The organism is Corynebacterium sp., assembly GCF_030532325.1.
GTDB lineage: Bacteria > Actinomycetota > Actinomycetes > Mycobacteriales > Mycobacteriaceae > Corynebacterium.
The window spans coordinates 36081-61647 of sequence record NZ_JAUNLS010000017.1; the positions used below are offsets into that span (position 1 = coordinate 36081).

At 64.0% G+C, this 25567-nt stretch carries 27 protein-coding genes and 1 tRNA gene; 7 read left to right on the top strand and 21 right to left on the bottom strand.

The window, feature by feature from the left end:
• Window positions 1-39: 39 nt before the first annotated feature.
• The 3 genes from Q4E25_RS09270 to Q4E25_RS09280 form a co-directional block, all read right to left on the bottom strand.
• The gene (locus Q4E25_RS09270; protein ID WP_303156502.1) at window positions 40-1425 is read right to left on the bottom strand and encodes a PhoH family protein; all 1386 of its coding nucleotides are present in this window, start codon (window positions 1423-1425) and stop codon (window positions 40-42) included.
• A 308-nt stretch (window positions 1426-1733) separates the two neighbouring features.
• Window positions 1734-2342 (bottom strand): LGFP repeat-containing protein, encoded by a 609-nt coding sequence (locus Q4E25_RS09275; RefSeq protein WP_303156503.1) that lies wholly within the window; start codon window positions 2340-2342, stop codon window positions 1734-1736.
• A gap of 149 nt (window positions 2343-2491) precedes the next feature.
• Window positions 2492-3268 (bottom strand): LysR family transcriptional regulator substrate-binding protein, encoded by a 777-nt coding sequence (locus Q4E25_RS09280; protein WP_303156504.1) that lies wholly within the window; start codon window positions 3266-3268, stop codon window positions 2492-2494.
• Between the two features lie 44 nt (window positions 3269-3312).
• Between Q4E25_RS09280 and Q4E25_RS09285 the strand changes: the two genes are divergently transcribed.
• Window positions 3313-3681, top strand: coding sequence for a DUF5997 family protein (locus Q4E25_RS09285; RefSeq protein WP_303156533.1), 369 nt, complete (start codon window positions 3313-3315; stop codon window positions 3679-3681).
• Window positions 3682-3717: 36 nt separating this feature from the next.
• Here Q4E25_RS09285 and Q4E25_RS09290 read toward each other — a convergent pair whose 3' ends face one another.
• From Q4E25_RS09290 to glyA, 3 genes are read right to left on the bottom strand one after another with little or no spacing between them, the layout of a single operon-like run.
• Complete coding sequence (locus tag Q4E25_RS09290; protein ID WP_303156505.1) at window positions 3718-4416, bottom strand: aminotransferase class IV; 699 nt, start codon at window positions 4414-4416, stop codon at window positions 3718-3720.
• On the bottom strand, window positions 4406-6346 hold the full coding sequence (locus Q4E25_RS09295) for a chorismate-binding protein (protein WP_303156506.1): 1941 nt from the start codon (window positions 6344-6346) through the stop codon (window positions 4406-4408). Before Q4E25_RS09295 ends, Q4E25_RS09290 begins: the two co-directional genes overlap by 11 nt.
• A gap of 6 nt (window positions 6347-6352) precedes the next feature.
• Complete coding sequence (glyA, locus tag Q4E25_RS09300; protein WP_303156507.1) at window positions 6353-7654, bottom strand: serine hydroxymethyltransferase; 1302 nt, start codon at window positions 7652-7654, stop codon at window positions 6353-6355.
• 205 nt (window positions 7655-7859) lie between these two features.
• Between glyA and coaA the strand changes: the two genes are divergently transcribed.
• Window positions 7860-8786: a type I pantothenate kinase gene (coaA, locus tag Q4E25_RS09305; protein WP_303156508.1), complete on the top strand. Its 927-nt coding sequence runs from the start codon at window positions 7860-7862 to the stop codon at window positions 8784-8786.
• Here coaA and Q4E25_RS09310 read toward each other — a convergent pair.
• Genes Q4E25_RS09310 through mca form a run of 4 tightly spaced genes read right to left on the bottom strand, consistent with a single transcriptional unit; the run spans window position 8783 to window position 11374 of the window.
• Window positions 8783-9316 carry a flavodoxin domain-containing protein gene (locus Q4E25_RS09310; RefSeq protein ID WP_303156509.1) on the bottom strand — a complete coding sequence of 178 codons (534 nt, stop codon included), beginning with the start codon at window positions 9314-9316 and terminating at the stop codon, window positions 8783-8785. The two genes, coaA and Q4E25_RS09310, sit on opposite strands and share 4 nt — an antisense overlap.
• 22 nt (window positions 9317-9338) lie before the next feature.
• Entirely contained in the window at window positions 9339-10109 is a 771-nt protein-coding gene (locus Q4E25_RS09315) for an isoprenyl transferase (protein WP_303156510.1), read from the bottom strand.
• A 56-nt stretch (window positions 10110-10165) separates the two neighbouring features.
• A complete protein-coding gene (locus Q4E25_RS09320) occupies window positions 10166-10480 on the bottom strand; it encodes a hypothetical protein (protein ID WP_303156512.1) in 315 nt (104 codons plus the stop codon).
• Window positions 10481-10483: 3 nt separating this feature from the next.
• Window positions 10484-11374: a mycothiol conjugate amidase Mca gene (gene mca, locus Q4E25_RS09325; RefSeq protein WP_303156513.1), complete on the bottom strand. Its 891-nt coding sequence runs from the start codon at window positions 11372-11374 to the stop codon at window positions 10484-10486.
• A gap of 105 nt (window positions 11375-11479) precedes the next feature.
• On the opposite strand from mca, the gene Q4E25_RS09330 reads away from it, so the two are divergent.
• The 3 genes from Q4E25_RS09330 to Q4E25_RS09340 all read left to right on the top strand — a co-directional run bounded on the left by Q4E25_RS09330 (window position 11480) and on the right by Q4E25_RS09340 (window position 13145).
• Entirely contained in the window at window positions 11480-11959 is a 480-nt protein-coding gene (locus Q4E25_RS09330; RefSeq protein WP_303156514.1) for a DUF4307 domain-containing protein, read from the top strand.
• Between the two features lie 248 nt (window positions 11960-12207).
• Window positions 12208-12729: a transcription elongation factor GreA gene (greA, locus tag Q4E25_RS09335; protein ID WP_303156515.1), complete on the top strand. Its 522-nt coding sequence runs from the start codon at window positions 12208-12210 to the stop codon at window positions 12727-12729.
• A gap of 122 nt (window positions 12730-12851) precedes the next feature.
• Window positions 12852-13145: a hypothetical protein gene (locus Q4E25_RS09340; protein WP_303156516.1), complete on the top strand. Its 294-nt coding sequence runs from the start codon at window positions 12852-12854 to the stop codon at window positions 13143-13145.
• An 88-nt stretch (window positions 13146-13233) separates the two neighbouring features.
• On the opposite strand, the gene Q4E25_RS09345 is transcribed toward Q4E25_RS09340, so the two are convergent.
• From Q4E25_RS09345 to Q4E25_RS09385, 9 genes are all read right to left on the bottom strand, one after another.
• The gene (locus tag Q4E25_RS09345) at window positions 13234-14763 is read right to left on the bottom strand and encodes a hypothetical protein (protein ID WP_303156518.1); all 1530 of its coding nucleotides are present in this window, start codon (window positions 14761-14763) and stop codon (window positions 13234-13236) included.
• 265 nt (window positions 14764-15028) lie between these two features.
• Complete coding sequence (locus Q4E25_RS09350) at window positions 15029-15688, bottom strand: DUF3558 family protein (protein ID WP_303156519.1); 660 nt, start codon at window positions 15686-15688, stop codon at window positions 15029-15031.
• 443 nt (window positions 15689-16131) lie between these two features.
• Entirely contained in the window at window positions 16132-16953 is an 822-nt protein-coding gene (locus Q4E25_RS09355) for a Bax inhibitor-1/YccA family protein (protein ID WP_303156520.1), read from the bottom strand.
• A 237-nt stretch (window positions 16954-17190) separates the two neighbouring features.
• Window positions 17191-17264 (bottom strand) — tRNA-Leu (locus Q4E25_RS09360).
• Between the two features lie 88 nt (window positions 17265-17352).
• Window positions 17353-18309, bottom strand: a complete 957-nt coding sequence (locus tag Q4E25_RS09365; RefSeq protein WP_303156521.1) for a Ppx/GppA phosphatase family protein — start codon at window positions 18307-18309, stop codon at window positions 17353-17355.
• Window positions 18310-18365: 56 nt separating this feature from the next.
• Window positions 18366-18914 (bottom strand): DUF501 domain-containing protein, encoded by a 549-nt coding sequence (locus tag Q4E25_RS09370; RefSeq protein WP_303156522.1) that lies wholly within the window; start codon window positions 18912-18914, stop codon window positions 18366-18368.
• Between the two features lie 22 nt (window positions 18915-18936).
• Window positions 18937-19533 carry a septum formation initiator family protein gene (locus Q4E25_RS09375; protein ID WP_303156524.1) on the bottom strand — a complete coding sequence of 199 codons (597 nt, stop codon included), beginning with the start codon at window positions 19531-19533 and terminating at the stop codon, window positions 18937-18939.
• Window positions 19534-19752: 219 nt separating this feature from the next.
• Window positions 19753-21030: a phosphopyruvate hydratase gene (eno, locus tag Q4E25_RS09380; RefSeq protein WP_303156525.1), complete on the bottom strand. Its 1278-nt coding sequence runs from the start codon at window positions 21028-21030 to the stop codon at window positions 19753-19755.
• A gap of 152 nt (window positions 21031-21182) precedes the next feature.
• Complete coding sequence (locus tag Q4E25_RS09385) at window positions 21183-21974, bottom strand: hypothetical protein (protein WP_303156526.1); 792 nt, start codon at window positions 21972-21974, stop codon at window positions 21183-21185.
• Between the two features lie 268 nt (window positions 21975-22242).
• On the opposite strand from Q4E25_RS09385, the gene Q4E25_RS09390 reads away from it, so the two are divergent.
• A complete protein-coding gene (locus Q4E25_RS09390) occupies window positions 22243-22674 on the top strand; it encodes a hypothetical protein (RefSeq protein WP_303156527.1) in 432 nt (143 codons plus the stop codon).
• Here Q4E25_RS09390 and Q4E25_RS09395 read toward each other — a convergent pair.
• Window positions 22652-23275 carry a MazG nucleotide pyrophosphohydrolase domain-containing protein gene (locus Q4E25_RS09395; RefSeq protein WP_303156528.1) on the bottom strand — a complete coding sequence of 208 codons (624 nt, stop codon included), beginning with the start codon at window positions 23273-23275 and terminating at the stop codon, window positions 22652-22654. The genes Q4E25_RS09390 and Q4E25_RS09395 overlap by 23 nt on opposite strands.
• 105 nt (window positions 23276-23380) lie before the next feature.
• On the opposite strand from Q4E25_RS09395, the gene Q4E25_RS09400 reads away from it, so the two are divergent.
• Window positions 23381-24874 (top strand): amino acid permease, encoded by a 1494-nt coding sequence (locus Q4E25_RS09400; RefSeq protein ID WP_303156529.1) that lies wholly within the window; start codon window positions 23381-23383, stop codon window positions 24872-24874.
• A gap of 69 nt (window positions 24875-24943) precedes the next feature.
• On the opposite strand, the gene Q4E25_RS09405 is transcribed toward Q4E25_RS09400, so the two are convergent.
• A partial coding sequence (locus Q4E25_RS09405; RefSeq protein WP_303156530.1) for an endonuclease domain-containing protein occupies window positions 24944-25567 on the bottom strand: 624 nt, incomplete at its 5' end.

Consider the following 25567-nt stretch of genomic DNA (forward strand, 5'->3'; position numbering starts at 1 on the left):
GCCTGGCCTCGCTGGGACAGAATGCTGCAGCGCAGCCGACTAGTTGCCGCCCTCCAGCAGATCGGTGACCAGCTCCGCGATGGCCGAGCGCTCGGAGCGCTGCAGGGTCACGTGCGCGAAGAGCTCGTGGCCCTTGAGCTTCTCGATGACCGCCTGCACACCGTCGTGGCGGCCCACGCGCAGGTTGTCGCGCTGGGCCACATCGTGGGTGAGCACCACGCGCGAGCCGCGGCCCAGGCGCGAGAGCACGGTGAGCAAAACGTTGCGCTCCAGGGACTGAGCCTCATCGACGATGACGAAGGTATCGTGCAGGCTGCGCCCGCGAATGTGCGTCAGCGGCAGGACCTCGAGCAGGCCGCGGTCGTGGACTTCCTCGATGACGTTGTCGGAGACCAAGCCCTCGAGGGTGTCGTAGACCGCCTGGGCCCACGGGTTCATCTTCTCGCTCTCGGAGCCCGGCAGGTAGCCCAGGGTCTGGCCGCCCACGGCGTACATCGGGCGGAAGACCACGATGCGGCGGTGCTCCCCGCGCTCCAGCACTGCTTCGAGTCCGGCGCACAGGGCCAGGGCGGATTTGCCCGTGCCGGCGCGGCCGCCGATGGAGACGATGCCCACGCTGGGATCCATGAGCAGGTCCAGAGCCACGCGTTGCTCGGCGGAGCGGCCCTGCAGGCCGAAGGCGTTGACGTCACCGCGTACGAGGCGCACGGCGCCGTCGTTAGTCACGCGCCCCAGCGCCGACTGCGCACCGTTGACGAGGGTCACGCCGCAGTGCACCGGCAAGTCTTCGACGGCGACGCCGGATTCGGTGAGGGCACCGTCGAGCACGACTTCCCCATCGCGATACAGGGCGTCGATGTCCTCAGAGGAGGCGTGGATGGTGGCCATGCCGGTGTAACCGGTGAGCACCACGTCCTGCGCGTGATACTCGTCAGCTTGCAGGCCCACCGCGCCAGCCTTAACGCGCAGCGGGACGTCCTTGGTCACCAGTACGGTGGACTTGCCCTCGTGCTGCAGGTTCAGCGCGCAGGCCAGGATGCGGTGGTCCCCCTCCGGGCCGCGGAAGGCCACCGGCAGAAGCGACTGGTCTTGGTGGTTGAGTTCCACGCGCAGCGTACCGCCATCGACGTTGACTGGCACGGGCTTGTCCAGCGCCTCGTAGGTGGAGCGCAGCTCCTCCAAAAAGCGAAGAGCTTGGCGGGCGAACCAGCCAAGCTCAGGGTGATGACGTTTTGCCTCCAACTCGGAGATAACCACGATGGGCAGGACCACATCGTGCTCTGCGAACTTGCGCAGCGCCCAGGGGTCGGAGAGCAGGACGGAGGTATCGATGACGTAGGTGGTGGCCGTCGAAGCCGTGGCGGGTGCAGCGGCTGCTGCCTCCTCTGCGGAACCGAAAGCAGTAAGAACAGACGGGTTGGTCATGGCGGCAGGGTTCTCCCTTGTGGTGCCATCCCAACTCATCGACCTGGGATGGCGGGTTGAAGCGGGTGGTGTGCTCATCCGGCAGCGCTAGAGTTCACGCCAGAGTGCTCTAGCACCGAAGCGGCGTTTTATCCCTCTAACCTGCGGATAGCCCCCACGCTAAGGGCAGAAGGTTGAAATTACATGGGTGCAAGATGAACATTGCGCAAACGAAAATCCCCGCTGCCCCATGAACCACACGACACCCCGCGGGGATTCCCGCGGGGCGCTGTCAAAAGGCGCTCTCAGAGCGATGTGTGGAGCTGAAGCTACTTGATGGTCGGCTCGTACTGGCCGGACTCACCCTGCATCCAGGAGATGGTGCCGTTATCGAACTCCTGGGTCCAGCCGGTACCCTCGGACTGCTCCGGTGCCTTCGGCAGGCCGACCTCGCTGTCCAGGCCACCCTCGTTGGTCCAGGTCTCGGCGATCTTGCCGATGATCGGCTGGGCGCCGTTCTCCTCGCTGTAAGCCAGGAGCTTGTCCTCAGCGAAGGTGGCCACGGAACCCTTGTCGGTGCTTTCTACCTCACTGACCTCGCCCCACTCGCCGGACTTCTCCTCGATGGCGGAGGCGAAATCGGCGGGCACTTCGACGTCGCCACCGGCGGTGGAGATAGTGGTCATCTCACCGGAGCCCTCTGCGCCCTCGGACTCCTCGGAGCCGTCGCCCTTCATGGCATCGGAGGCATCCGCGGCGGCGGAACCGGCAGCCTCGGTGGCCTCGTTGGCGGCAGAGCCGGCCATCTCGGTGGCCTCGGCACCGGCAGACTTAGCGGCATCGCCAGCCTCGTTGGCGGCGTCTTCTGCATTGGAGCATGCGACGAGTCCCAGAGACAGGGATGCTGCGGCAATTCCTGCGGCGAAACGACGAGTCATCTTCTGCATAATGAACACCTTTCTTTATCTGCTCAAATACCTAACTAAGTTTTATCTGTTCGCTGTCATGCGGAACGCAGCCCACCGTAGAGAGGAGACCGCGGACAGTGCCAGTTTCTTGTAGGTGATTCGCCAACAAAATTGCGGTTTTAGCGACGTTTCCCCCGCTTAAAGCCTTTATTTCGCTTTGATAACGTTTTATTTTTCGGCCTATGTGAGGCGTTCCTGTTACTTTGCTGTGACCTTTCTGACCCCTTCCGGGCCTGTGACCTTTCTGACCCCTTAACAGCCGCCTTTGCCCGCCGCTCCTGCTTAGCCTTGGTCTTCTCCCGAGCGCTGATCTTCCCTGCGCTCGAGCGCGAGGAATTCTTGGTGCGCCCCTTGGCCACGCCAACGAAGTCCTGGATCTCCTCACTATCGCCAGCTTTGGGCCACACCAGCGCGATCTCCGTGCGCGCCACCGTAGGATCCACCAGCCCCAGCGGCACCACCAGTTTCTTGGACAGGACCTTGAGCAGCGGGCGCGGGGCGATGACAATTCCCACGTTGGCCGCCACCACCTGCAGGCCTTGGCGGACCGCGGGGACGTCGACAAGCCCGTCATCCCCGATGCGGTAGTTGAGGTGCTCCTCGGCCACATCCTCCAGTTCCACCGGCTCGCCCACCTCCGCGTAAACGGACTCCTTGGGCACGGCGATGCCAGGCTCCTCCTCGTAGAGGCGCACCACGTGGTAACTGTCATCGATACGGTGATCGCCCACCCCGAGCGGCACGCGGGCCAAAGCGAGATCCACCTGCCCTTCCAGGAGGGCGGCCAGGGCGTCATCCGCATCCACCGTGTGCAGGGCGGACTCCCCGTGCACATCGCGGTATCGACGGAACCATTTCCCGGGCTCGGTGCCTGTGGCAAAGACTAGACGCAGCATGCACGCAATCCTACTGGGCTGCTACCGTGGTGAGCGTGACTGATATGACAACTCAACCCTCCGGCACCGCGATGCGCCCGCAGACCGCTGCCAAGAAGCTGGGCATCTACCTGCCCGCTACCCCGGAGGAATTCCAACAGAACGCAGTGACCCACGCCGAGCTCCGCGAGCTGCAGGAGAATCCGCCAGAGTGGCTGGCCGCCTTGCGCCGCGAGGGCCCGCACCCGCGCCCGGTGGTGGCGCAGAAACTGGGTATTTCCGTCACGGCTCTTAAGAAGAACGAGATGGACCGCCCCCTGACCACTACAGAGATCAAGGAACTACTGGAGAACCAGCCCGAGTGGCTGCGCGAGGCCCGCACCGCGCTGGCGAAGTCGCGGGAGGAAAGCAGCCGCGCGAACGACGCCGACTAGGCAACTAGGCGCACACGCCGCCGGCTAGCCACTCGATTAGCCGCCAAGCTTTTCAGCCTGACGCCACAGCGCGGCGTTAGTCGCCGCCGCGTCAAAGGCACCAGCCGCCGCCTCCCCCGCACCGCACGTGTGGGTGGGGGCGGCGGCTTTGTGGTGAAGGCGCCCGTCCGGGCCGGTGAGAATCCACGCGGTCACCGGCGTCCAGCCGTGCAGCGCGCTGGCCACGAACGCCGGTAAATCCAGAGCCTCCACCATGCTGATCTCGCGGTGCAACGGCCGCGGAAGGAAGCCGGCCTCGACGCTGGCACGCACCGTGGTGGATTCGAGGATCTGCTCTGCCGGGGCCATGAGCGGCTGCGTGCCGTTGAAGAACACCAGCGCCGCATTGGCGGCCTCCCGGACGAAACCACCGGCGTGCAGGAGTGCGTCATCGGCGCCATGGGCCTGGGCCTGCGCGCGCAGCGCACCGAGTGCCGGGAGATCCGGGCCTTTCACTTGTGGGTGGCGCCGCGGATCCTCCTTACTACCAATCCACAGCACCGTGGCCGTGCGCAGCGGCGGCGCCGGGCGCCACTCCACGCCGCTGGCGCTTACCCGCGGAAACCACTGCCCTGTTTCGGGCACCGGCCCCAGCTCTGGGTAGCCGCTGCCCCAACGCGCGCGGTGCAGGTCTGGGCGTATCGCGCGACCATCGCGCACCAGGAAGGAATCCACCTTTTCCGTATCAGCGTTCATCGCACTCCCGTGTACCGGCCAGCAGCCTGGTCAACGGCCGCGCCTTGACCTGGGTTTCCTCCCACTCGCCCTGCGGGTCGCTCACCGCCAGGATGGCGCCGCCCACACCGTAGTAGGCGCTCGTATCGGTGGTAACCACACTGCGGATGGTCATGGAGAGATCCATCGTCCCGGTCAGGGAAAGGAAGCCGTAGGCGCCCGAGTACACGCCTCGCCACGTGCCCTCCAGCTCACTGATGATCCGCATGGTGCGCTCCTTCGGCGCGCCCGTCATCGACCCGCCGGGAAAGGCGGCGCGCACGGCGTCGATAGGCGTGGCCCCCTCCCGCAAGCGCCCGGTGACCTCAGCAAAGAGCTGGTGCACGGTGGCGTAGCTGGCCACCTGGAAGCCGCCGGGAACGGCCACGCCCGTGCACGCGCGGGTGAGATCGTGGCGCACCATGTCCACCACCATGAGCAGCTCAGAACGCTCCTTCTCCCCCTCGACGAGTTCCTGGCGCAGGGCCGCATCCGCGGCCGGGTCCTCATCGCGCGGGCGCGTGCCCTTGATGGGTTTGGAATGGACCACGTTCCAACGGTCCACGAAGAGGAAGAGCTCGGGCGACGTGGACAAGAGCGCTACCCCGCCCAGTGCCAGATAGCCGGTGCGCCCGCTGGGGTTTGCCGCGCGCAGCGCGCAGTAGGTGCCCAGCGGATCCGGCACAGGGTCCAGCTCCAGGCGGTTGGTAAGGCAGACCTCGTAGGACTCGCCGCGGCGCATGTACTCCTGGGCGCGCTCGATTAGGCCCAGGTAGCTATCCTCATCGTGCACCGGGCGGTACTCGGTGTGCCAAGCTGTGGCGGTCGTCGCTGCGGTGCTCGTCTTCGCTGCGGTGCTGGCCGCTGGCGTGCTGCCGGTGTTCGCCTGAGCGGCCGCCTCCGGGATGCCCCACGCATCGTCGCCGGCCAGGGAGAGCAGATAGCTCACGCCCTCCTCGGCGTCGATAATGACAGCGCGGTCCAGAAACGCCCACTGCGCATCCGGGCCTGGGGCCTGCGGCATCGGCCCCGCCCCGCACTGCTGACCCAGCTCGTAGCCCAGGTAGCCCACCCAGCCCAGTGTAAAGTCACAGCCTGGGATGGGCTGGCCCACTCTGGCCGGGGCACGGTGGGCGGCAAACTCGGCGTTGGCGGCGTCGAAGAAATCCACCGGAGCGTTGGCCATGTCATAGCGCAGCAGGCGCGAGGCCTCACCCACGATGCTGAAACGCCCGTGGTCCAGCCACACCTGGTTCGGCCCCATCTGCGCCAAAAGCGCCGGTGGCTCCGCGGCCCCGGGCAGGGTGCGCAAGCAGAAATACTGGCGGGCGTAGTACTGCGCGGCTAGGTCCAGGAAGTTGGCGATGAGCTTCTCACCGTCCGCGGTGAGCACGGACTCCGGGTGGAATTGCACCGCCCAGCGCGGCAAGTAGGTGTGCTCCACGGCCATGATGAGGCCCTCGCACCGTGCGGTCACTCGGTAGCCCGAAGGGAGGCTCGTGGCCACCAGCGAGTGATAGCGCACCGCGCGCAGCGGCTGGGCCACACCTTCGAAGAGCCCGGTGGCATCGTGTTCCACGAGGCAGGGCTCGCCGTGGGCAGGGCGCGGGGCGGGCCCTACCGTGCCGCCGTCGAGATGCACCATGGCTTGCAGCCCCAGGCAGACCCCGAGGATGGGCCCGTCGAACTCCCGTAGGACGTCGGCACTGATTCCCAGATCAGCCTCAACCGCCGGCGAGCCGGGCCCAGGCGAGATGATGACGGCGTCGACCTCGCTGAGGTCAACAAGAGCCCACGGCGTGTCATTCGACACCACCGTGGGCTCCACGCCAGTCACCCGCTGGGCGTAGTCCACGAGGTTGTAGGTGAAGGAATCGTGGTTATCTACGATAAGCAGGCGCTGAAAGGCCACGTAACTTTAGACCAGCTTCCACTCTTCGAGGCCATCGTACAGCGGGAAGTCCGCAGCGACCTTCTCCACGCGGGCGCGCAGGGCGGCCACATCGGCATTCTTGCCCTGTGCCAGGGCGGTGCCGATGATGTCAGCGACCTCAGTGAAGGCGGCGGCATCCAGGCCGCGGGTGGCCAGGGCCGGGGTGCCGATGCGCAGGCCGGAGGTGACCATCGGCGGGCGCGGGTCATTCGGCACAGCATTGCGGTTGACGGTGATGCCCACCTCGTGCAGCAGGTCCTCGGCCTGCTGGCCGTCGAGCTCAGAGTTGCGCAGGTCAGCCAGGACCAGGTGGACGTCGGTGCCGCCGGTGAGGACGTCCACGCCAGCGTTGCGGCAATCCTCAGCGGTGAGGCGCTCAGCCAGGATACGAGCGCCCTCCAGGGTGCGCTGCTGGCGGTCCTTGAACTCCTCGGTGCCGGCGATCTTCAAGGCGATGGCCTTCGCAGCGATGACGTGCATGAGCGGGCCGCCCTGCTGGCCCGGGAAGACTGCAGAGTTGATCTTCTTAGCAAACTCCTGCTTGCCCATGATGAGGCCGGAGCGCGGGCCACCGAGGGTCTTGTGCACGGTGGTGGAGACGATGTCAGCGTAGGGCACCGGGGAGGGGTGCAGGCCGGCGGCCACCAGGCCAGCGAAGTGAGCCATGTCGACCCACAGGTAGGCGCCGACCTCATCGGCGATCTCACGGAACTTAGCAAAGTCCAGGGTGCGCGGGTAGGCGGACCAGCCGGCAATAATGACCTTCGGCTTCTCCGCGATGGCCTGCTCGCGCAGCTTGTCCATGTCGATTTCCATGGTCTCCGGGTCAACCTCGTAGGCAGCAACCTCGTAGAGCTTGCCCGAGAAGTTCAGCTTCATGCCGTGGGTAAGGTGACCGCCGTGGGCCAGGGACAGGCCCAGGATCTTGTCACCCGGCTCAGCCAGCGCTGCCAGCACAGCGGCGTTGGCCTGCGCACCGGAGTGCGGCTGAACGTTGGCGAACTCCGCTCCGAAGAGCTCCTTGGCGCGGTCGCGGGCCAGATCCTCGATGATGTCGACGTTCTCGCAACCACCGTAGTAGCGGCGGCCCGGGTAGCCCTCAGCGTACTTGTTGGTCAGCACGGAGCCCTGAGCCTGCAGCACAGCGCGCGGCACGAAGTTCTCGGAGGCGATCATCTCCAGGGTGTTGCGCTGGCGGGCAATCTCACCGTTAATGGCGTTGAAGACGTCTGGGTCGAGTTCGCGCATCTCCTGGTAGCGCACGTCTGCGGAGTTATTGACAGTCATGGAAGCGTTAAATCCCTTCTCGGTTGCTGGCATGCACACCCCACTGGAATCACTCGCACAGGAATCACTCTCTGGCGGCGGCGCGCACAAGGTCACTTAACCTGACATACATACTAACTGCCCTGCCCCCGCGCGGGGGCCACCCTGTCGAAATTCCCCGCGGCCGATTGCACCGCGCCACGCCGCTAATGAAACAATGGTCGGCATGGCGCGAATGACTGATACCAGCCCCTACCTCGACTTCGACCGCGACGCCTGGCACGAGCTGCGCAAGTCCATGCCGCAGGTGCTCACCGAGGCCGAAGTGGAAAAGCTGCGGGGCCTGGGGGATCGCATCGACCTCACGGAGGTCGCCGAGGTTTACCTGCCTCTTTCGCGTCTCATCCACATGCAGGTCAAGGCCCGCCAGGAGCTCACCGCCGCCACCGAGGCCTTCTTGGGCAACCCGCCCACGCACGTCCCCTTCGTCATCGGCGTCGCCGGCTCCGTCGCCGTGGGCAAGTCCACCACCGCGCGCCTGCTGCAGGTGCTTCTGGAGCGCTGGGAAAGCCACCCCAAGGTGGATCTGGTTACCACCGATGGCTTCCTCTACCCCACTAAGATCCTCAAAGAGCGCGGGTTGATGCAGCGCAAGGGCTTCCCCGAAAGCTATGACCGCCGCGCGCTTTTGCGCTTTGTCACCGACGTCAAATCCGGCAAGGCCGAGGTCAAAGCGCCGTTGTACTCGCACGTCTCCTATGACATCGTCCCCGACGAGTACCAGGTGGTGCGCCAGCCTGACATCCTCATTCTCGAGGGCCTCAACGTGTTGCAGACCGGGCCTACCCTCATGGTCTCGGATCTCTTCGACTTCTCCGTCTACGTCGATGCCCGCGTCGAGGACATCGAGCGCTGGTACATCGAGCGCTTCCTCGAGCTGCGCCACACCGCCTTCCGTGAGCCGGGGGCGCACTTTGCCTCCTACGCGGACATGGCCGATACCGAGGCCGCCCAGCAGGCGCGTGAGATTTGGCAGTCCATCAACCTGCCCAACCTCATCGAAAACATTCTGCCCACCCGCGTGCGCGCCTCCTTGGTGCTGCGCAAGGGCTCGCACCACCTGGTCAACCAGGTGCGCATGCGCAAGCTTTAGCGCTGCTTGGCAGCGTCCACCCACTCAACGATGGGTTCCAACTCCGCGAAGTCCACGCGGTCCACGTCCTTGCCGTAGAGTTCGATCATGGAGCGCTCGTTGGCGGACTTCTTGGGCTTGAGCTTCAGCGCGGTGACCACCGCCTTCATGGCGGCGGAGTGCGCGGAGCTCAGCTCGCTGTAGTTCATGCGGCCCGGCAGGTAGAAACGGGCAACCTCCGGCTTGTCCGAGAGCGGGCCGGCCAGCTGGTCTTTGTCCCGGGCGACGTCGAGAAGCGTCATGCCCACCGCCGCAATGGCCACCGGCCGGGCGGAGAAATCGTGCTTGGACACAAAGGCCGCGCCCGGCACAGACGGGCCGTGCACCGGGGTGAGGACAACGAGTGGGGCACTCTCCTGGGCAAGGCGCTCGAGGGCGGCTGGCTCTTCGGCCGCGGAAAGCTCGAGGAGCTCGGCGTCAAGGCGCTGGGCCAGCTCAGCGGCGTAGTCGTGGGTGGAACCGTAAAACGAGGAGTAAATAACGGTAGTCATGCCCCTCATGCTACCCGCGGGGCTACTTGCCAAAGCGGCGCGAGCGCTGTGAGTAATCACGCAGCGCGCGGAGGAAATCCACCCGGCGGAAGGCCGGCCAGTAGGTATCGGTAAACCAGATCTCGGAGTAGGCGGCCTGCCACAGCAAAAAGCCCGAGAGGCGCTGCTCGCCGGAGGTGCGGATGACCAGATCCGGGTCCGGCAGCCCCTTGGTGTAGAGGTGGCTGGTGATGGCCTCGGCGGTGACGCGTTCGGCGATGTCCTCAGCCGAGTAGCCCTGGGCAGCCTCGTCGCGGATGAGGTTTTGGACGGCGTCGACAATCTCCTGGCGCCCGCCGTAGCCCACCGCAATGTTGACGATGATGCCGGTGTTATTCTCCGTGGCCTTCGCTGCGCTTTGCATCTTGGCGGTCACGGACTCCGGCAGCAGATCCAGGTGGCCCACCAGGCGGATGCGGCAGTTGAGATCGCCCTCCGAAAGGTGGGTGACCACCTCGGAGATGATGTCAAAGAGCAGCTCCACCTCGTGCGCGCTGCGCTTGAGGTTCTCCGTGGACAGCAGGTAGATGGTGACCACCTCGATGTCGGTGTCACCGCACCAGGAGATCATCTCCCGGATCTTCTTGGCGCCCTGGCGGTGGCCGTGGCTGATATCGGTGAATCCGGCTTCACGCGCCCAACGGCGGTTGCCATCCGCCATGATCGCAACGTGGCGCGGCTGCGGTTTCCCTTTGATGGAGCGCGTCAGGCGCGCCTCATACAGCGGGTACAACACTTTGTTGAGGATTCTCACGGCCACTTTCCTAGGGTCTGATGTTGTGCTCGACAATTCGCTGTCAGAAGGAGAGTCTAGAAGACAGACTTCTTGCGGTTATCAAAGATGCCGGCCTCCTTCATGGCGGCATCCACAGCTTCCTCGTCAAAGGGGTCGATGCCGTGTTCCTGCGCGAAGAGCGAGCGGCGACGGAAGCGGGAGTAGCGGCGGTGGAAGTTCCAGCCGGCCACCAGCACGCCCACACCCATGAGCACCAGGATCAGCAGGCCAATGGGTGAGGCCTTACCAAACTCGGGGCCCACCGGGCCGTCCTTGGCCGCTTGGGCGAGAACCATGACGTCATTCGCCGCGAGGTACGCGGAGCCGTATACAGAATCCAGTGCGATCATATTTTAAGATTCCCCTACTTCGGCGATTCCCGCAAATAGGTCAGTCTCCGGAAGTTCGCTGTCCACGCGGCTCTTGGCCAGCTCGAATTCCTCGGTGGGCCACAGGCGCTGTTGAACCTCGACAGGCGTGGCCAAGAAGGCGCCGGCCGGATCGATCTGCGTGGCGTGGGCACGCAGTGCTTCCTCGCGGTTGCTGAAGTACTCCGCGCACTCCACCTGGGTGGTCACGCGCTCCATGATGTCACCGAAGTTGGTGTCCCAGCGCGCCATCATCGGGGCGTAGGGGCTGGGCTTGCCCTCCTCCAGTAGCAGGTCGTGGAAGAGCTTCATGCGCTGGTACACAAAGCCGTGGCTGTAGTAGAGCTTCAGCGGCTCCCACGCCTCACCCAGCTCCGGGTGGTAGCTGGGATCCCCGGCCTTGTCCCAGGCGATCATCGACGCCCTGTGCACCATGAGGTGATCCGGGTGCGGGTAGCCGCCGTTTTCGTCATAGGTAATGATGACCTGCGGGCGGAACTCGCGGATGATCTGGACCAGCTCTTGGGCCACCTCGTCATCATCGATCAGCGCGAAGCAGCCCTCCGGCAGCAGCTCCTTGATGTTCGGTGCTAGGGGGTCGCCCGGCAGGCCGGAGTCCACGTGGCCCAGCCAGCGGTGCTGCACGCCCAAGGCGGCGGCCGCCTGCGCCATTTCCTCACGGCGAATGCAGGCCATGTTTTCCAAGACCCCGGGCTTATCCATGGCCGGGTTGATGATGTCCCCGCGCTCGCCACCCGTGCACGTCACGACGAGAACCTCGCCGCCCTCGGCAGCGTATTTCGCGGTGGTTGCCGCGCCCTTGGAAGACTCGTCATCCGGGTGCGCATGGATTGCTAGAAGGCGCTTTCCGCTCACTGTGCGTCCGTCCCCTCACAAAAAGTAGATTCTTCTGAATACGTGAATACTGCGCCAGTCTAGTGGATAGTTTGATTCCACAGAGCGTTGGATAGACTATGCACCATGACTTCTGCTCCTTCCCCGCGTTCTGGCGCACGCTACGGATCCACCACACCCGGCGAATCTGCCTCGCAGGGCTCCGGCGGGCCGTCGTGGACCACCCGAGCAATCGTGCTCATCCTTTTGGCCATGGTCGCCGCCGCGCTCGTCTTTGGCGTGCGCTACGTCAAGCAGCAGCAGAAGGTCAACGCCGACATCTCCTTGGTCACCCAGGAGATCCTCTCCGATGACACCACGCGCGTGTGGGTGGATATCACCCGCAACCGCGTGGAGGAGCCCGCCTACTGCATCGTGCAGGCCTTCGACTACTCCAAGTCTGAGGTGGGCCGCCGCGAGATCGCCATTCCGGCCGGCGGCGAGGAGGCCCAGCGCGTGGCTGTCGACGTCCCCACCAACCACCGCGCCGTCGCCGGCGGCGTCTACGGCTGCTCAGGCAACATCCCTTCCTATCTGGACATCAACTCATCCGACATCGTCGAGTAACCACCGGGGAGCAGCTGCCGAGAAATAGCACCCGAACGGACTATCCCCTATCCACGCATAGTTTCTCCCTGCTATGTGCTAGTATGTGTAGCGCTTAGGATAAGCCGTGCTACCTGCACTTTTAGCCTGCTACCCGTGGGGGCTAGGCACTGCCAGGGCGCGCCGCCTTATCTCTTTCATACTTCATCGTGGCCCGCCTGCCGGGTGTGGCGCACGGACGTTCACCGCTTGATACGGAAGGTTGCACAATGGCTGAGCAGCAAAAGCAGTACATCACCCCGGAAACCAAGGCCAAGCTCGAGGCCGAGCTGCAGGCCCTGATTGACCACCGCCCGGTCGTCGCCGCGGAGATCAACGAGCGCCGCGAGGAGGGAGACCTCAAGGAGAACGCCGGCTACGACGCCGCGCGTGAGATGCAGGACCAGGAAGAGGCCCGCATCAAGCAGATTTCTGAGGTTCTGGCTAACTCCACCACTGAGCGCACCGCCGTTCAGGAGGGCGTGGCTCACATCGGTTCGGTGGTGCACGTGTACTACAACGGTGACGAGGATGATAAGGAGACCTTCCTCATCGGTACCCGCGCTGCTGCCTCCGATAACAAGGATCTGGAGACCTACTCCGAGCAGTCCCCGCTGGGTGCTGCCCTGCTGGGCGCGCACGAGGGTGAGACCCGTGAGTACACCGCCCCGAATGGCAAGACCATTTCGGTCACGGTGGTCTCCGCCGCACCGTATGATTCTGCTAAGGCAGCTACTCCGCGCAAGTCCTAAACGCGGATAGGCACTGCTCCACAGTGTAGATTCACAACCATTCCACCATCACCCTTACTCCACAATCACCTTTCGCGCACCTTTCGCGTTTCGCACCGTCTTCTCAAGGAAAGAGCATCGCAATGAAGAAGTTCACCCGTTTCGCCGCCGCTGGCCTCGTCTTTTCCGCTGGTTTGACCCTGGCTGCCTGCCACCCGCCGAGCCAGCAGGATTCCACCGAGAAGGTCAACACCGGTGCGACCTACACCGGCACCGCTCCGGGTGCAGGTGCCTCCGAGTCTGAGATGGCTGAGGACTCTGAGATGATGGGCGAGGACACCATGGGCACCGCTGCTGCCACCGCCACCGCGGCTGTTGAGGGCGCCGAGACCGCTGAGACCGCCGCCGCTACTGCCGTAACCGCCGTTCAGCAGTAACGAGTAACGCCTCCCACGCGCGGCTCAGGCCCGGTGCTTCGCTCCCTCATTGCAAAGCACCGGGCCTTCGTATTTCCTTAAACTCCAGCTAGTCGGCACGTTCCTCTCGCGCCCACGCACCGATAACGCCCGGTACCACGGCTGGGGCCTCGCCCAGCAGGTCTCGGCGGTTCGGGTCCCTTTCCACCGCTGAGGTCACCGACTTGATGCGCTTGTGCCCGTCACCGCCACGCCCCGCGCCGGCCATGAGCGGCATCATTCCGCGCATCCCGGCCCCGCCGCGTTGAGCCGCGCCTCGTTGCGCCGCGCTTGCCGACGCCACCCCAGCACCCTGCCCCGCGCCGAGCGCACCCGGGCGCCCCGCGGCACCTGCTGCGTAACCTTCTCCAGCCAGCGCCCCACCGCCAGCACCCAAGCCGCCGCTGCCCAGACCACCAGCGCCCAGACCACCAGTGCCCAGAGCTCCCAATCCTGAACCACCGGTGGACAGCCCGGCTGCGCCCTTTCCTCGCGCACCACCGAAACCCATCATGCCTGGGGCTGCGCCAAAGCCGCCTAGGCCACCAGCGCCCACGCCCGCCGCGGTGGTCTGCGGATTGATCACCGCGCTGCCTGTGCCAGCGCCTACGCCACTGCCTGCACCTGGTAGGCCAGCGCCGGCCATTCCTGTTTGGGGCCCAAAGCCCAGCTGGCCTGCGCCTAGACCTGCGTTGGCATCCCTGGTACCCACTGCGCTGGCATCAATCGGCGCTAGCGAGTTGCCAAAGCCGAGCTCGTTGAGGATATCGCGTCCTGCGTTGTGCATGTCCGCGTGGAATTGCTGGATGGCTTTGTCATCCATGCCCAGCCCCTGCAGGCCCTCCATCTGGCCGTTGGCCACGCCGAAGGACCCCGGTCCCAGTGTGCCGTTGGCGATGGCCTCCGCGATCTGCTTGGGCCAGGCCACCCCTTCGGTGTTGTAGCGCTCTCCCCCGCCGGCGACGTTACCGAACTGCGTGCTCACGTCACCTCCACCGCTGGCTGGCGGTGCCGTCATGAGCGGGTGCTGGAAGGGCATGGCCGCGATGACCTGCTGCTGAAGCAACCCCTGCAGGTACACCAGCGACGCCTTCTCCGCCGCCTCCCGGGCTGCAACCTCCGGGATAGCAATAGTCTCAAAGAGCAGGCCCGCCGCCATGGGTCCCATGCCCATCAGCTGGGACTGGAAGCCAAAGAGCTTGCCCTTCATCACCGCAGCATTAGACACAAAGTGTGTGCCTGCGCTGGCGACCTCCCGAATCTTTTGTGCCGCCCGCGTGGTGGCCTCGCTCTGATTTTCTGCTTCCAACGACGACGCCGCCGAGTTCAGACCCGAGACAATCGATTCCACCTGGCTGCTCAAATCACCCCAGCGCACATTGGCCTCTGAGACATCCCAGTACTTGGTGTTGAAGAGGTCGCCCACCAACTGCGAGAGCGACGCCCCGACGCTGACCACCGGCATAGCAAACCCGAACGGGCTGTAGCCCGGGTCCGGCTGCATGACTACCGGCATGGACTCCCCCAGCACACTGCCACCAGCATCCGCTACCTCCAGCGCCCTGCCGTTGGCCGCGTCCTGGCTCTCGAAGCTCGCCATTTCCGTCTGCAGCGTCCGTGCCAGCCATGCGAGCTGTTCTCCAAATCGGCCCAGCGAGTTTTGAGCCGATCCCGGATCCACAGTGAGAACCCTGTTGTGAATGGACCCAACATCGCGTACGCCTGCAATTGCAGAGAAAGAGCCATCTAAAGGTGATCTCGCAATTTGTTGGGCAAATTGCAACCGCGTCTCAAGCCGATGCATTTGTTCGATTTGTCCGATCAGCGAGTCAAGCTGTACTTCCATTATTTCCCCCGGTTGTCAGTTAGTAATTTGCTAAGCGAGAAAGCACCCCATAGGCATGCTCGCATTTTTCTGTTTTTGGCAAGCTCAAATCGGTGCCTGTGGAACTCACAATTATAGTTCCTCGGGCTGTTTCCATGTACAACGTGCAAAAGAGACTGTCGTACTCACCTTCTTCGAAGCTAAACGCAGGTAGTGACTCGTTTCCGATCTTCGTTGCTTCACCAAATGCAAGACGATAGTTCTCAATCGGATAATCGGTAGCCCCGAATCCGACGTATTCTGCGCCTTCAAGATCCTTGTATCCACAATGAGCTACGCCGGTATCTCGCATTGGCGCATTGACTTGCTTATCAAATCCCAATTCTTGAAATACCTCCTGAGGAATTTCAGTGCAGGGATCAAACAAGCTGAACCCCGGCTCGGTCGGATCGAACGGTCCGAGCGGAGGAAGGACGCTGGATGAGTGGGCGTCGCCAAGCGTGGCGCCCTCTGCCTCAATGGCGGAGGCCCCAGCCGCCCCCGAGACGGCTGGGACCTCTCCCTCGCCCTCATGAAGAGAATCCGGCGCTCCCCCAGTGCGGGAGTCAGAAGCCACGTCCCCCGTGCCCAGCGGAGCCACGCACCCAGCCAGCACCCCCATGCTGACCAACGCGGCCGCTGCGACACCGTAGTGCTTCATAACTTCCCTTCGCACCGATTCCCTTGACGAGGTAGAAACCACCGTGTGGGTTGAGCCCCCGCGGCTAGCTTCCGGTGCCATAATGCATGAACCTTCGCACGTTGTCTCGCGTAGAGAGAATTCCACAGGTTTGGCTAACCTGTCATATTTCGAATGGTACATGCCCCAAATCACACCGTAGGCCTAAAAGCCGCTGGTCATTTTATGTGAGTTTCATGTACAGACAATCGCGTATAAGAACAAACCTCAAGAGCAACTTGACACTAACGGGTGTCCCCCGAATTACACCGTTGTTGGTTAGAAATGGGCTCCATGAGGGGGGCGCCGACAAGCAAAGCAGGGCGCATGTGGGGCCTTCGGGGGAGCAAAACGAGAACGTGGCGGCCGCGGGATGTCCGCAACCGCCACGAAGAGCATGTGACCCGGTGGGCCTTTGGCGCCGTTTAGCGCTCCTGGAAGTAGCTCAGCAGGCGCAGGATCTCGGTGTAGAGCCAGACCAGGGTGACCGCCAGGCCCAGGGCCACGCCCCAGGCATAGTTGGCCGGAGCACCGGCGCGGATGAGCTGATCGGCGGTGTCAAAGTCCGTCATGAAGGACAGAGCCGCCAGGACGATGCACACCAGGGAGAAGATGATGGCAATCATGCCGCCGTCACGCAGCGGGTTGAAACCAAAGAAGATGGCGGTCAGGAAGTTACCCAAGGACATGATGGCCACACCGGCGATGAGGCCGAACATGATCTTGTTGAACTTCGGGGTGACCTTGACAGCCCCCATCTTATAGACGATCAGCATGCCCACAAACACGCCCACCGTACCCATGATGGCCTGGCCAATCAGTGCCATGCCATTGGTATTGCCAAAGCTGACGTCGGCGAAGATGAAGGAGAAACCGCCTACCAGGAGCCCCTCAAATGCGGCGTAGATCAAGGTCACGGCAGCGGAGCCGAACTTCTTACCAAAGGCGAAGACCAGGGTGGTCACAAAAGCGCCGACGGCGCCAACCAGCGCCAGCACCATGGCCAGGCCCACGTTGCCGCTCATGGCGATGAGGAAGTTGACCACCGCGACGGCGATGATCACGCCGAGGGTAATGCCGGTCTTGGTCACAACATCATCTACGGTCATGGGGCGAGCCGAGGTCTGGGCCGCGGGAGACTGGAATGGATTGTCGTTCATCGCATAAGGGTTGGGCGCCTGCCCCATCCCCCGCTGCGAGCTGTAGCCCTTGGTCAAACTGTTCATGGCCGGGTTGCTAGAGCGCACGTGTATCCCGATTCCTTTCGCATAACGATTGTTGGAGCGGCCTGCCAGGCGGTGATAAAGAGTCACTGGCCGCCGCGTTCATCCTGTCACTAGGGTTAACGCATGCGACGCAAGATTGGTTCCCGAATTCTGAGATAAGAACAACGTAATGGAAACGCGTTGAAAACGGAGACCTTCGATTTAGGACGACAACCTTTATATGCCGCCGCTTGGCGACGTCACTGGCGCCGCCATCAGTGCCCCCAGTGGGACTCGAACCCACACTGAATCGATTTTAAGTCGACTGCCTCTGCCGATTGGGCTATAGGGGCTGCACTGGCACGCCCACCTATCTTAAGGCACGGCGCGCACGGGGCTGTCACAGGGTGGCCTGCAACGGCGTGGGCTGCACAAAGCTGTTTAAAGCTCCTCCACCAGCCCCGCGATGATGCCGTCGAGGATGTCCTTCTCACTGATGAAGAATGTGCGGGCGTCGCAGTTGCGCTCAATCATGGTCATGATGCCTTCTACGGCCACGCTCCCACCGCCGATGACGTCGGCGCGGCCCGGGTGGATGACGGGGTTAAGCGCGCGGACGTCGGCAGGCTGCGCCATGAGCTGGCGGGTGAGCACCCGCAGGGCATCGAAACGCAGCTCCGAGCCGTGGATGGCGTCGGCGTCGTAGCGCTCTAGGCCCTGCGCCAGCGCCGAGAGCGTGGTGAAGGTGCCGGCACAACCCACGAAGGTCGCGGCCTTGTCGATGGGCACAATCTTTTCCACCTCAGCCATGCGCTCCGCCACGTACTCGGTGGCGATCTCCACCTCGGCCTCCGTGGGCGGGTCCGAGCGCATGATGCGCTCCGTCAAGCGCACGCAGCCCACCTGCGTGGAGTGCGAGCCGAGGATCTCGCCCTCGTAGGTGCCCACCACGAACTCCGTGGAGCCGCCACCCAGGTCGATGACGCAGAAGGGCCCCGGCTCATAGTGCAGGTCCCCCACGGCACCCTTGAAGGAGAGCAGCGCCTCCTCCTCACCGGAGATGACCTCCGCGCTCGCGCCCGGCTGCACCTCCCCGAGTAGCTCGGCGGTCATGTCGAAGAACTCGCGCTGGTTCTTCGCATCGCGCGTGGCGGAGGTGGCCACCATGCGCACCCGCTCCACGTTTTCGAACTTCATCTGCTTGACGTACTCCACCAGCGCGGCGCGGGTGCGCTCTAGGGCCTCAGGGGCAAACTCGCCGGTGGCGTCCACGCCCTGGCCCAGGCGCACGATCTCCATCGTGCGCGTGATGTCCCGTACCTTGCCATCATCCTGCACCTCACTGATGAGCAGGCGGATAGAATTGGTGCCGCAGTCAATGGCAGCAACGCGAGTCATAGGTGTCCTTCCACATCAGCGCCGTATCCCGGCGTGATCTTAGTTGGCTTTGGGTCTTAGCCGGCGTTAGAGAAATCGAACTGGCTCATGTCGATGCCCAACTCCTCCACCGTGGGCCACTCCTGCGGGATCGCGCTGCCGCGCAGCCTGCCGTGCTCGGCTGCCATCGCCACGGCCTCCGTGCCCAGACGGAAGTGCTGCGGCCCCTCAGCCAGCGCGTAGGCGATGAGCACGTGTAGGCACTTCACGCGATCCGGCATGCCGCCGCCGGAGAACTCTGTGCCCAGGTCCTCCATCTCGTTGCGCTTGGCCAGGAAGTACTCGTGTGCGCGGCGGTAATCGGCGGCCAGCTCCTCGTCCTCGCCCAAACGGGCCTCCATCCACTTCATCACGTGGGCCACCTCCAGGCGGGAGGCCTCCGCGGTCAAGCGCGGGTCCGTGAGGTAGTACAAGGTGGGAAACGGCGTGCCGTCAGGCAGGCGCGGGGCGGTCTTGATGACGGCTGGTTGACCGTCGGGCGTGCGGTAGGCAATGTCCACGACGCCGCGCGGGGCACGCCCCAGCTGTTCGTGGACAATGGCGAGGTCTGCTTCAGTCACAGTCATGCTCCCCATTGTCTCATGCCCGCTATCCGGCCGGCGGATTATCCCCCGGAGCTGGCTCGCCGGGAATCATGTGGCCCGCGCCCTCCCCTTCCGGCGGGGCGTCCATCTCCTGCGTAGGCAGGTTGTGGGGACGCTCGTGCTCGACGGCGTCCTCCTCCGGCGCCGTCGCCACCGAATCCCAGAGCACCTCGTACCACGGGCGTTCGTCGTGCTCCTCGAGCTTATCGGTGGTCACGGTGTTCTCGTGCTTCATGCGCGGATCGATGATGCGGAAGGCAGTCTCCCCCTCCTCCATCACGCCGAAGCGGCGGCGAGCTTGCTGCTTGAGGTAATCGTCGTTGTTGTACTTATCGATCTCCTCCAGCAGCTCTTCCTTCTGCGCCTGCTTGGCGGCAATGGAGCTTTCCAGGCGGGCGGTCTCGGAGCGCACGTGGTAGTAGTTGCGCAGCGGCTGGGCGATGGCCAACAAGACGATGAGAATGACCGCGATGATGACGCCCACGCCCACGATGTCCATCTTGCCGGCGCGCTGCATGAGCCGGCCTGCGCCTTTCTTGCCCGTGAAGTTTTTGCCCTTGGTGTTGTGGGCGGTGCCGGCGGCGCGGGATCGCGAAGCCACCGGTACAGTCGACCGGCGCTGCATCGAGGATCGGGAATCGCGTGCCATAGGGTTTCCATCCTAACCGTGTGGCGCGTGTGAAAGGGGTGATCTGCGCGGCGCGCCTAGAAAGACGGGAAGAAAACAGCAATCCCGCCGCCACCTCACGGAACGCGGGGTAGCAGCGGGACGCCGAAACGGGGATGGTGGAACTCAAGGAGAACCCACCGGCATTAAAGATTAGCCCTGAAAGCGCGGGAATGCGGAACGGCCAGCGTAGACCGCACCCTCAGCCAGCTCCTGCTCGATGCGCAGCAGCTGGTTGTACTTGGCCACGCGCTCGGAACGAGCCGGGGCACCGGTCTTGATCTGGCCGCAGTTGAGGGCCACGGCGAGGTCGGCGATGGTGGTGTCCTCGGTCTCGCCGGAGCGGTGGGACATCATGGTGCGGTAACCGTTGCGGTGAGCCAGCTCGACAGCGTCGAAGGTCTCAGTCAGGGTGCCGATCTGGTTGACCTTGACCAGCAGGGCGTTGGCGGCCTTCTTCTCGATGCCCTCAGCCAGGCGCTTCGGGTTGGTGACGAAGAAGTCGTCGCCGACGATCTGGACCTTGTCACCAAGCTCAGCGGTGAGCTTGGTGTAGCCCTCCCAGTCATCCTCCTGCAGCGGATCCTCGATGGAGACGATCGGGTATGCGGCGACAAGCTCGCCGTAGACCTTGGCCATCTCCTCGGCGGTGTGCTCAGCGCCCTCGAAGTGGTACTTGCCGTCCTTGAAGAACTCGGAGGAGGCGACGTCGAGAGCCAGCGCGATGTCCTCGCCCGGCTTCAGGCCAGCATTCTTGATGGCCTCGACAATGAGGTCGAGGGCCTCCTTGGTTGAGCCGACGGAGGGGGCGAAGCCGCCCTCGTCACCCAGGCCGGTGGACAGGCCCTTGTCCTTGATGACGGCCTTGAGCGCGTGGTAGACCTCGGTGCCCTGGCGCAGGGCCTCGGAGAAGGTCTCGGCGCCGATCGGGGCGATCATGAACTCCTGGACGTCGACGCCGGAGTCAGCGTGGGCGCCACCGTTGAGGATGTTCATCATCGGAACCGGCAGCAGGTGGGCGTTCGGGCCGCCGATGTAGCGGTAGAGCGGCAGGCCGGCGGACTCAGCGGCGGCCTTGGCAGCGGCGATGGAGACACCCAGGATGGCGTTGGCGCCCAGGCGGGACTTGTTCTCGGTGCCGTCGAGCTTGATGAGGGCCTGGTCGATCAAACGCTGGTCATCGGCCTCGAAACCAGCAATCTCGTCGACGATCTCCTCGTTGATGCTCTTCACGGCGTTGAGAACGCCCTTGCCCTGGTAACGCTCGCCGCCGTCACGCAGCTCGTGCGCCTCGTGCACACCGGTGGATGCGCCAGAGGGAACGCCCGCGACGCCGCGTGCGCCATCGTCGAGGAACACCTCAGCCTCGACGGTCGGGTTACCGCGGGAGTCAAGGATTTCGCGAGCCATTACGTGGATGATGTCAGCCATGCTGCTTTCACTCCTATTGAGCCAAATTGGTGTTGAACGTGTGTTTTGGGAAGCACTCCCAAACCACCTGCAGACAATTGTTCCAGAAAACCTAGACACGTGTTAGGCAATCTGATCGCCGCTGATGAACCCCCGGGAGAATCCCGCCCAGCCTAGGAGGTGGCCGGCTGCGGGATGGCATAGGAGTTGGCCGCCGCGGCCACCTTGCGCAGGTAATCCTCCGATTGGTTGTAGTTGAGCACCGCGGCGCGCCAGCCCTCCGGCGTGGAGAGATCCCGGTCACCAAAGCACAGGAGCGCGGCGGCGCCCAGGGCGGCGTCGTCAATCTGGTTGGGATCGGCCACGCCGTCGCCGTTGGCGTCGCGGCCCAGGAATTCCCAGGACTTGGTGATGAACTGCATGGGGCCCACGGCGCGATCGAATTCGGCGTCGCCGTCGAGCTCGCCGCCGTCGGTGTCGAGGATGCGCTCGGTGCCGTTGGTGCCGTCCAACGGGATGCCGATGATCGGCGGATCCGGGTAGCCGTTCTCATCGAGGTGCGAGCGCTTCACAAAGCTGCCGTTGTAGGTGCCGTGGCGGGTCTCCACCCAGCCGATGCCAGCCAGCGTGTTCCAGCGCAGGTTGCAGTTGGGCCACGAGGTGCGCGCGATGAGCTCGGCGTTGCCGTAGGCGCGCAGGGCCTGGCCGGAGATGCCGGTCCGCTCGGAGAGCTCGCTGGCCCAGAAGGTCAGCTTGTCCGCGGTGCGCCCCGGCGCGTCGACGTCGATGTTGGCCACCTCTGCCCCACCCACCGGCGGGATGTCCTTGGGCACCGGCTGCAAGTTGCTAAACGGAGCCGGCTTGTCCAGGTAAGACAGCACCCAGCCCACCAAGGAAACGATGAGAACCACAGCAAGGACTGCGGCCATGCCGCAGCCCCCGATTTTCCGCAGCCGCTGAGTCATGGGGGCAGATTGTACTGTGCCGCAGCCACGCGATGGGACTGCCCCACGCCCTCGACGCTCGCCGGACTTTAGCGCCTTGCATAGTTGGGTAAGCAAAACTTTTCCAAAAAGTTATGTCGCAGTATTCCCTTGCGCCACAGGCTGCGCTATTCTTAACGGCAGATTCAGCGCTGATGCCTCTCGGCTGTCGTACCCGCAAGGCACCAGCGCCGAATTCTGTCTCAAGGTCACAGCCGTGCCTCGTCCCTCAGTGTCCCCAAGGAGAACCATGTCCTTCCGCCGCATCGCCGCGAGCGCCGCAGCCATCCTCACCCTCGGCGCAGCCGCCCCGGCCACCGCCAACGCCTCCCTGCTCGGCCAGTTCGATCAGGCAGCCTCCCAGATCATCTCCGGTGCCGACTGCTCCACGCTGCGCACCACCCTCAACCTCATCGACCAAGGCACCGAGGGCGAGCTGCTCACCCCGGCGACCACCCGCAACCAGCTGGCCGCCAACCTGCTGGCGCTGGGCAACACCAACGCCTCCCTCTCCCCCATGAGCCTGGCGGCCATCAAGTACGCCGGCGTGACCGCTGACCGCGCCAAGAGCTGCGGCATCGTCAAGGAGGACACCCTGCTCACCGGCGGCGGCTCCGAGCTCTCCTCGAAGCTTTCCGACGTCGCCCCGCTGCTGTCTTCTACCCTCGGCCTGAAGAAGTAGCCTCCCGGGCCTTGCCCGCGGCCCACAAGCGCTCCTGCTCCTCTACCTCCACAATGTCCCGAGTGCCATCGAAAAGGTAGGGCGCGCGGGAGCGCATTTTTTCTACGAAGGACGCGGCCACGTCATCCAGCGTGAAGTCCCCGCGCCGCGAGGCGATCTCAGCGTGGAAGAGTACTTGCAGGAGGACGTCGCCAAGCTCGGCCACCAACTCGCGATCCTCCGCGCCGCTGCGCACCGCCTCGGCGTACTCGCCCGCCTCCTCCGCCAAGTACGGCAGGAGGGACTCGTGGGTCTGCCCGCGCTCCCACTCCCCGATACTGCGCGCGGTGCTCATCACCTCGCGGGCCTGCCACACCGGATCCTGGCGCGAGGGCGCCTCGATGACCCGCTCGCCGGCCTCGACGCGAGCCAGCACCTCGGGATCGCGCGCATCGGTGGAGACCAGCACTCCCTCGGCGTCCTCCCCCTCGAGCAAATCGCCGAAGTTCCAGCGGACCTTGACCGGCACCTCACCGGTAAACGTGACGGGCCCACGCAGCGCTCCTAAGCACTCCCAGGGCAGCATCGTGGGCCAGCGAGGATCAAGCAGCAGGACAGTCATGGCTAAAGAGTATAGAACCCCTGCATAACTGCCCTGTCGGCGGCCGTCGCTACTTAAAATTCCGTTCAGTTAGTTTCTACTGGGCAAAGGGGGTACTTTGATGCAATGACCTCTCAGCCTTCTACCGCGAACGGACAGCGTTCTCACTCCGTGACGCTGTGGACGCTCGTCGCCCTGATCATCGGTTCTACCGTCGGCTCAGGCATCTTTGCCCTGCCCCAAAACATTGCCTCTGTCTCTGGTCCCGGAGCGATGCTCTTGGGCTGGCTCATCGCCGGCGTCGGCATGCTCTCCGTGGCTTTCGTCTTCAACGTTTTGGCCCACCGCCAGCCGCACCTCGACTCCGGCGTCTACGCCTACGTGCGTGCCGGCCTCGGTGACTTCATCGGTTTTACCGCCGGCTGGGGCTACTGGATGGGCTCGGTCATCGCACAGGTGGGCTACGCCACCCTCTTCTTCAACACCATCGGCCACTACATCCCGCTGTTTAGCGAGGAGAACCGCTGGGCCTCCGCCATCGCCGTCTCCGTGCTGTCCTGGGCCATCTTCGCCGTGCTGGCCCGCGGCATCAAGCAGGCCGCCATCATGAACATGGTCACTTCGGTGGCCAAGATCGTGCCGATTCTGGCCTTCATCGTTCTCGTGGCTTTCTTGGGCTTTAGCTGGGACAAATTCACCTTCGACTTCTGGGGCCGCGATTCCGGTGCCAGCGTCTTCGAGCAGGTCCAGGGCATCATGCTTTTTACCGTGTGGGTGTTCATCGGCGTGGAAGGCGCTTCGGTGTACTCCAAGCAGGCCCGCACCCGCCGCGACGTCGGCCGGGCCACGGTCATCGGCTTCTTCTCTGTGCTGGCGCTGTTGGTCTCCGTGTCCACGCTCTCTTTCGGCGTGCTCTCCCAGGCTGAGCTGGCCGCCCTGCCCTCGAACTCCATGGGCGCGGTGCTCGAGGCCGTCGTGGGCCCCTGGGGTGGTGCCTTCATTGCGCTCGGCCTGTGCCTTTCGGTGCTGGGCGCGTACGTGTCCTGGCAGATGCTGTGCGCCGAGCCGATTGTCATGATGGCCATCGACGGGCTGCTGCCGCGCACCGTGGGCAGGGTCAACTACGCGGGCGCGCCATGGGTGGCGCAGCTGATTTCCACCTCAGTGATCCAGGTCTTCATCATCGTCTTCTTCCTCAACGAGACCTCCTACAACGCCATGGTGCAGCTGGCCACCATCATGTACCTGCTGCCCTACATCTTCTCCTCGCTCTACCTAGTGCTGCTCGCTGTGCGCGGGCGTGGTATCTCCCGCCCGCAGGTGGGCGATAAGTTCGATCTCTCCGGCCCCGAGATCTCCGCGCGCGATAACCGCAGGCACCTCGTCCTGGGCGCGGTGGCCTTCCTCTATTCGCTGTGGCTGATCTACGCCGCCGACCCCGCCTACGTGCTGCTCGGCGCGCTGGCCGTGCTGCCGGGGCTGGTGCCCTACGTGGCCACCCGCGTGTACATGAAGGAGCGCATTTTCAACGCCTTCGAGTGGTGCGTGGTGGTCATCGTCGCGGTGGGTGCGGTGGCCGCGGTGTGGGGCATTAGCTCCGGGTGGCTGGAGCTGGTCTAGCAGCCCTAAACGGCAAAAGTTGCAATCAAAGAGGGCCTCTTCAGGCCCTCTTTCACCGTTTTGGGCGACTCAGCCGTAGAAATCCCAGTACTCCCTCGGCAGCAACGCCCGATGCCACTGCGACACCTGCTGATAAAAGTAGCTGCTCCAGTCCGGTTCCTTGGCCGTGGAAATCTGCTCCACCACTTCACTGAGGTGGTGCGCCACACAGTGACCGGTATAGCGCAGTGTCCGCCAGCCGCGCAGCACGGCCTCATTGTTCTTCCAATGGTCCCTAATCCAGTCGTGCAGCGCCGAGTGAAATTCGATGCCGTTGATCTCGACGGCGATCTTCTGCTTCGGCAGCACTATGTCCCACAAATAGGCGCCGATGAAGACATTGCATTCCACGTCGATACCCAGCGCTTTGAGTGCTCTTGCCACCTTGATTTCTGCACCGGAATCAGTAAAAAGCACAGCTTGTGACAACGCCGCTTGCGACGCCTTTGGCATCTGCTTGAGCTCGCGACGATCTTCTTCAAGACGCTTGCGCCCCCTCGCCGAGGAGTACAGCGTCTCGCACAGCTCGATGCCCTCAGCGCGAGGAGCTCGCGCCAGCACAAGCAACGGATGATGCACCCGAAAGCCGTCGACGATACGGGTTGCGTCCGTTAGCGTGGTGTATCTGTGACCCGGGGTTGTGCTCATGTCGGT

Coding starts and splice junctions, on each gene's coding strand:
- Q4E25_RS09340 (WP_303156516.1), top strand. CDS start 12,852: ATGAAGAAGTTCACCCGTTTCGCCGCCGCTGGCCTCGTCTTTTCCGCT.
- Q4E25_RS09390 (WP_303156527.1), top strand. CDS start 22,243: ATGTCCTTCCGCCGCATCGCCGCGAGCGCCGCAGCCATCCTCACCCTC.
- Q4E25_RS09370 (WP_303156522.1), bottom strand. CDS start 18,914: ATGACTGTGACTGAAGCAGACCTCGCCATTGTCCACGAACAGCTGGGG.
- greA (WP_303156515.1), top strand. CDS start 12,208: ATGGCTGAGCAGCAAAAGCAGTACATCACCCCGGAAACCAAGGCCAAG.
- eno (WP_303156525.1), bottom strand. CDS start 21,030: ATGGCTGACATCATCCACGTAATGGCTCGCGAAATCCTTGACTCCCGC.
- Q4E25_RS09290 (WP_303156505.1), bottom strand. CDS start 4,416: ATGAACGCTGATACGGAAAAGGTGGATTCCTTCCTGGTGCGCGATGGT.
- Q4E25_RS09350 (WP_303156519.1), bottom strand. CDS start 15,688: ATGAAGCACTACGGTGTCGCAGCGGCCGCGTTGGTCAGCATGGGGGTG.
- Q4E25_RS09385 (WP_303156526.1), bottom strand. CDS start 21,974: ATGACTCAGCGGCTGCGGAAAATCGGGGGCTGCGGCATGGCCGCAGTC.
- Q4E25_RS09285 (WP_303156533.1), top strand. CDS start 3,313: ATGACAACTCAACCCTCCGGCACCGCGATGCGCCCGCAGACCGCTGCC.
- Q4E25_RS09395 (WP_303156528.1), bottom strand. CDS start 23,275: ATGACTGTCCTGCTGCTTGATCCTCGCTGGCCCACGATGCTGCCCTGG.
- Q4E25_RS09400 (WP_303156529.1), top strand. CDS start 23,381: ATGACCTCTCAGCCTTCTACCGCGAACGGACAGCGTTCTCACTCCGTG.
- Q4E25_RS09365 (WP_303156521.1), bottom strand. CDS start 18,309: ATGACTCGCGTTGCTGCCATTGACTGCGGCACCAATTCTATCCGCCTG.
- coaA (WP_303156508.1), top strand. CDS start 7,860: ATGGCGCGAATGACTGATACCAGCCCCTACCTCGACTTCGACCGCGAC.
- Q4E25_RS09280 (WP_303156504.1), bottom strand. CDS start 3,268: ATGCTGCGTCTAGTCTTTGCCACAGGCACCGAGCCCGGGAAATGGTTC.
- glyA (WP_303156507.1), bottom strand. CDS start 7,654: ATGACTGTCAATAACTCCGCAGACGTGCGCTACCAGGAGATGCGCGAA.
- Q4E25_RS09330 (WP_303156514.1), top strand. CDS start 11,480: ATGACTTCTGCTCCTTCCCCGCGTTCTGGCGCACGCTACGGATCCACC.
- Q4E25_RS09320 (WP_303156512.1), bottom strand. CDS start 10,480: ATGATCGCACTGGATTCTGTATACGGCTCCGCGTACCTCGCGGCGAAT.
- Q4E25_RS09310 (WP_303156509.1), bottom strand. CDS start 9,316: ATGACTACCGTTATTTACTCCTCGTTTTACGGTTCCACCCACGACTAC.
- Q4E25_RS09345 (WP_303156518.1), bottom strand. CDS start 14,763: ATGGCGAGCTTCGAGAGCCAGGACGCGGCCAACGGCAGGGCGCTGGAG.
- Q4E25_RS09270 (WP_303156502.1), bottom strand. CDS start 1,425: ATGACCAACCCGTCTGTTCTTACTGCTTTCGGTTCCGCAGAGGAGGCA.
- Q4E25_RS09275 (WP_303156503.1), bottom strand. CDS start 2,342: ATGACTCGTCGTTTCGCCGCAGGAATTGCCGCAGCATCCCTGTCTCTG.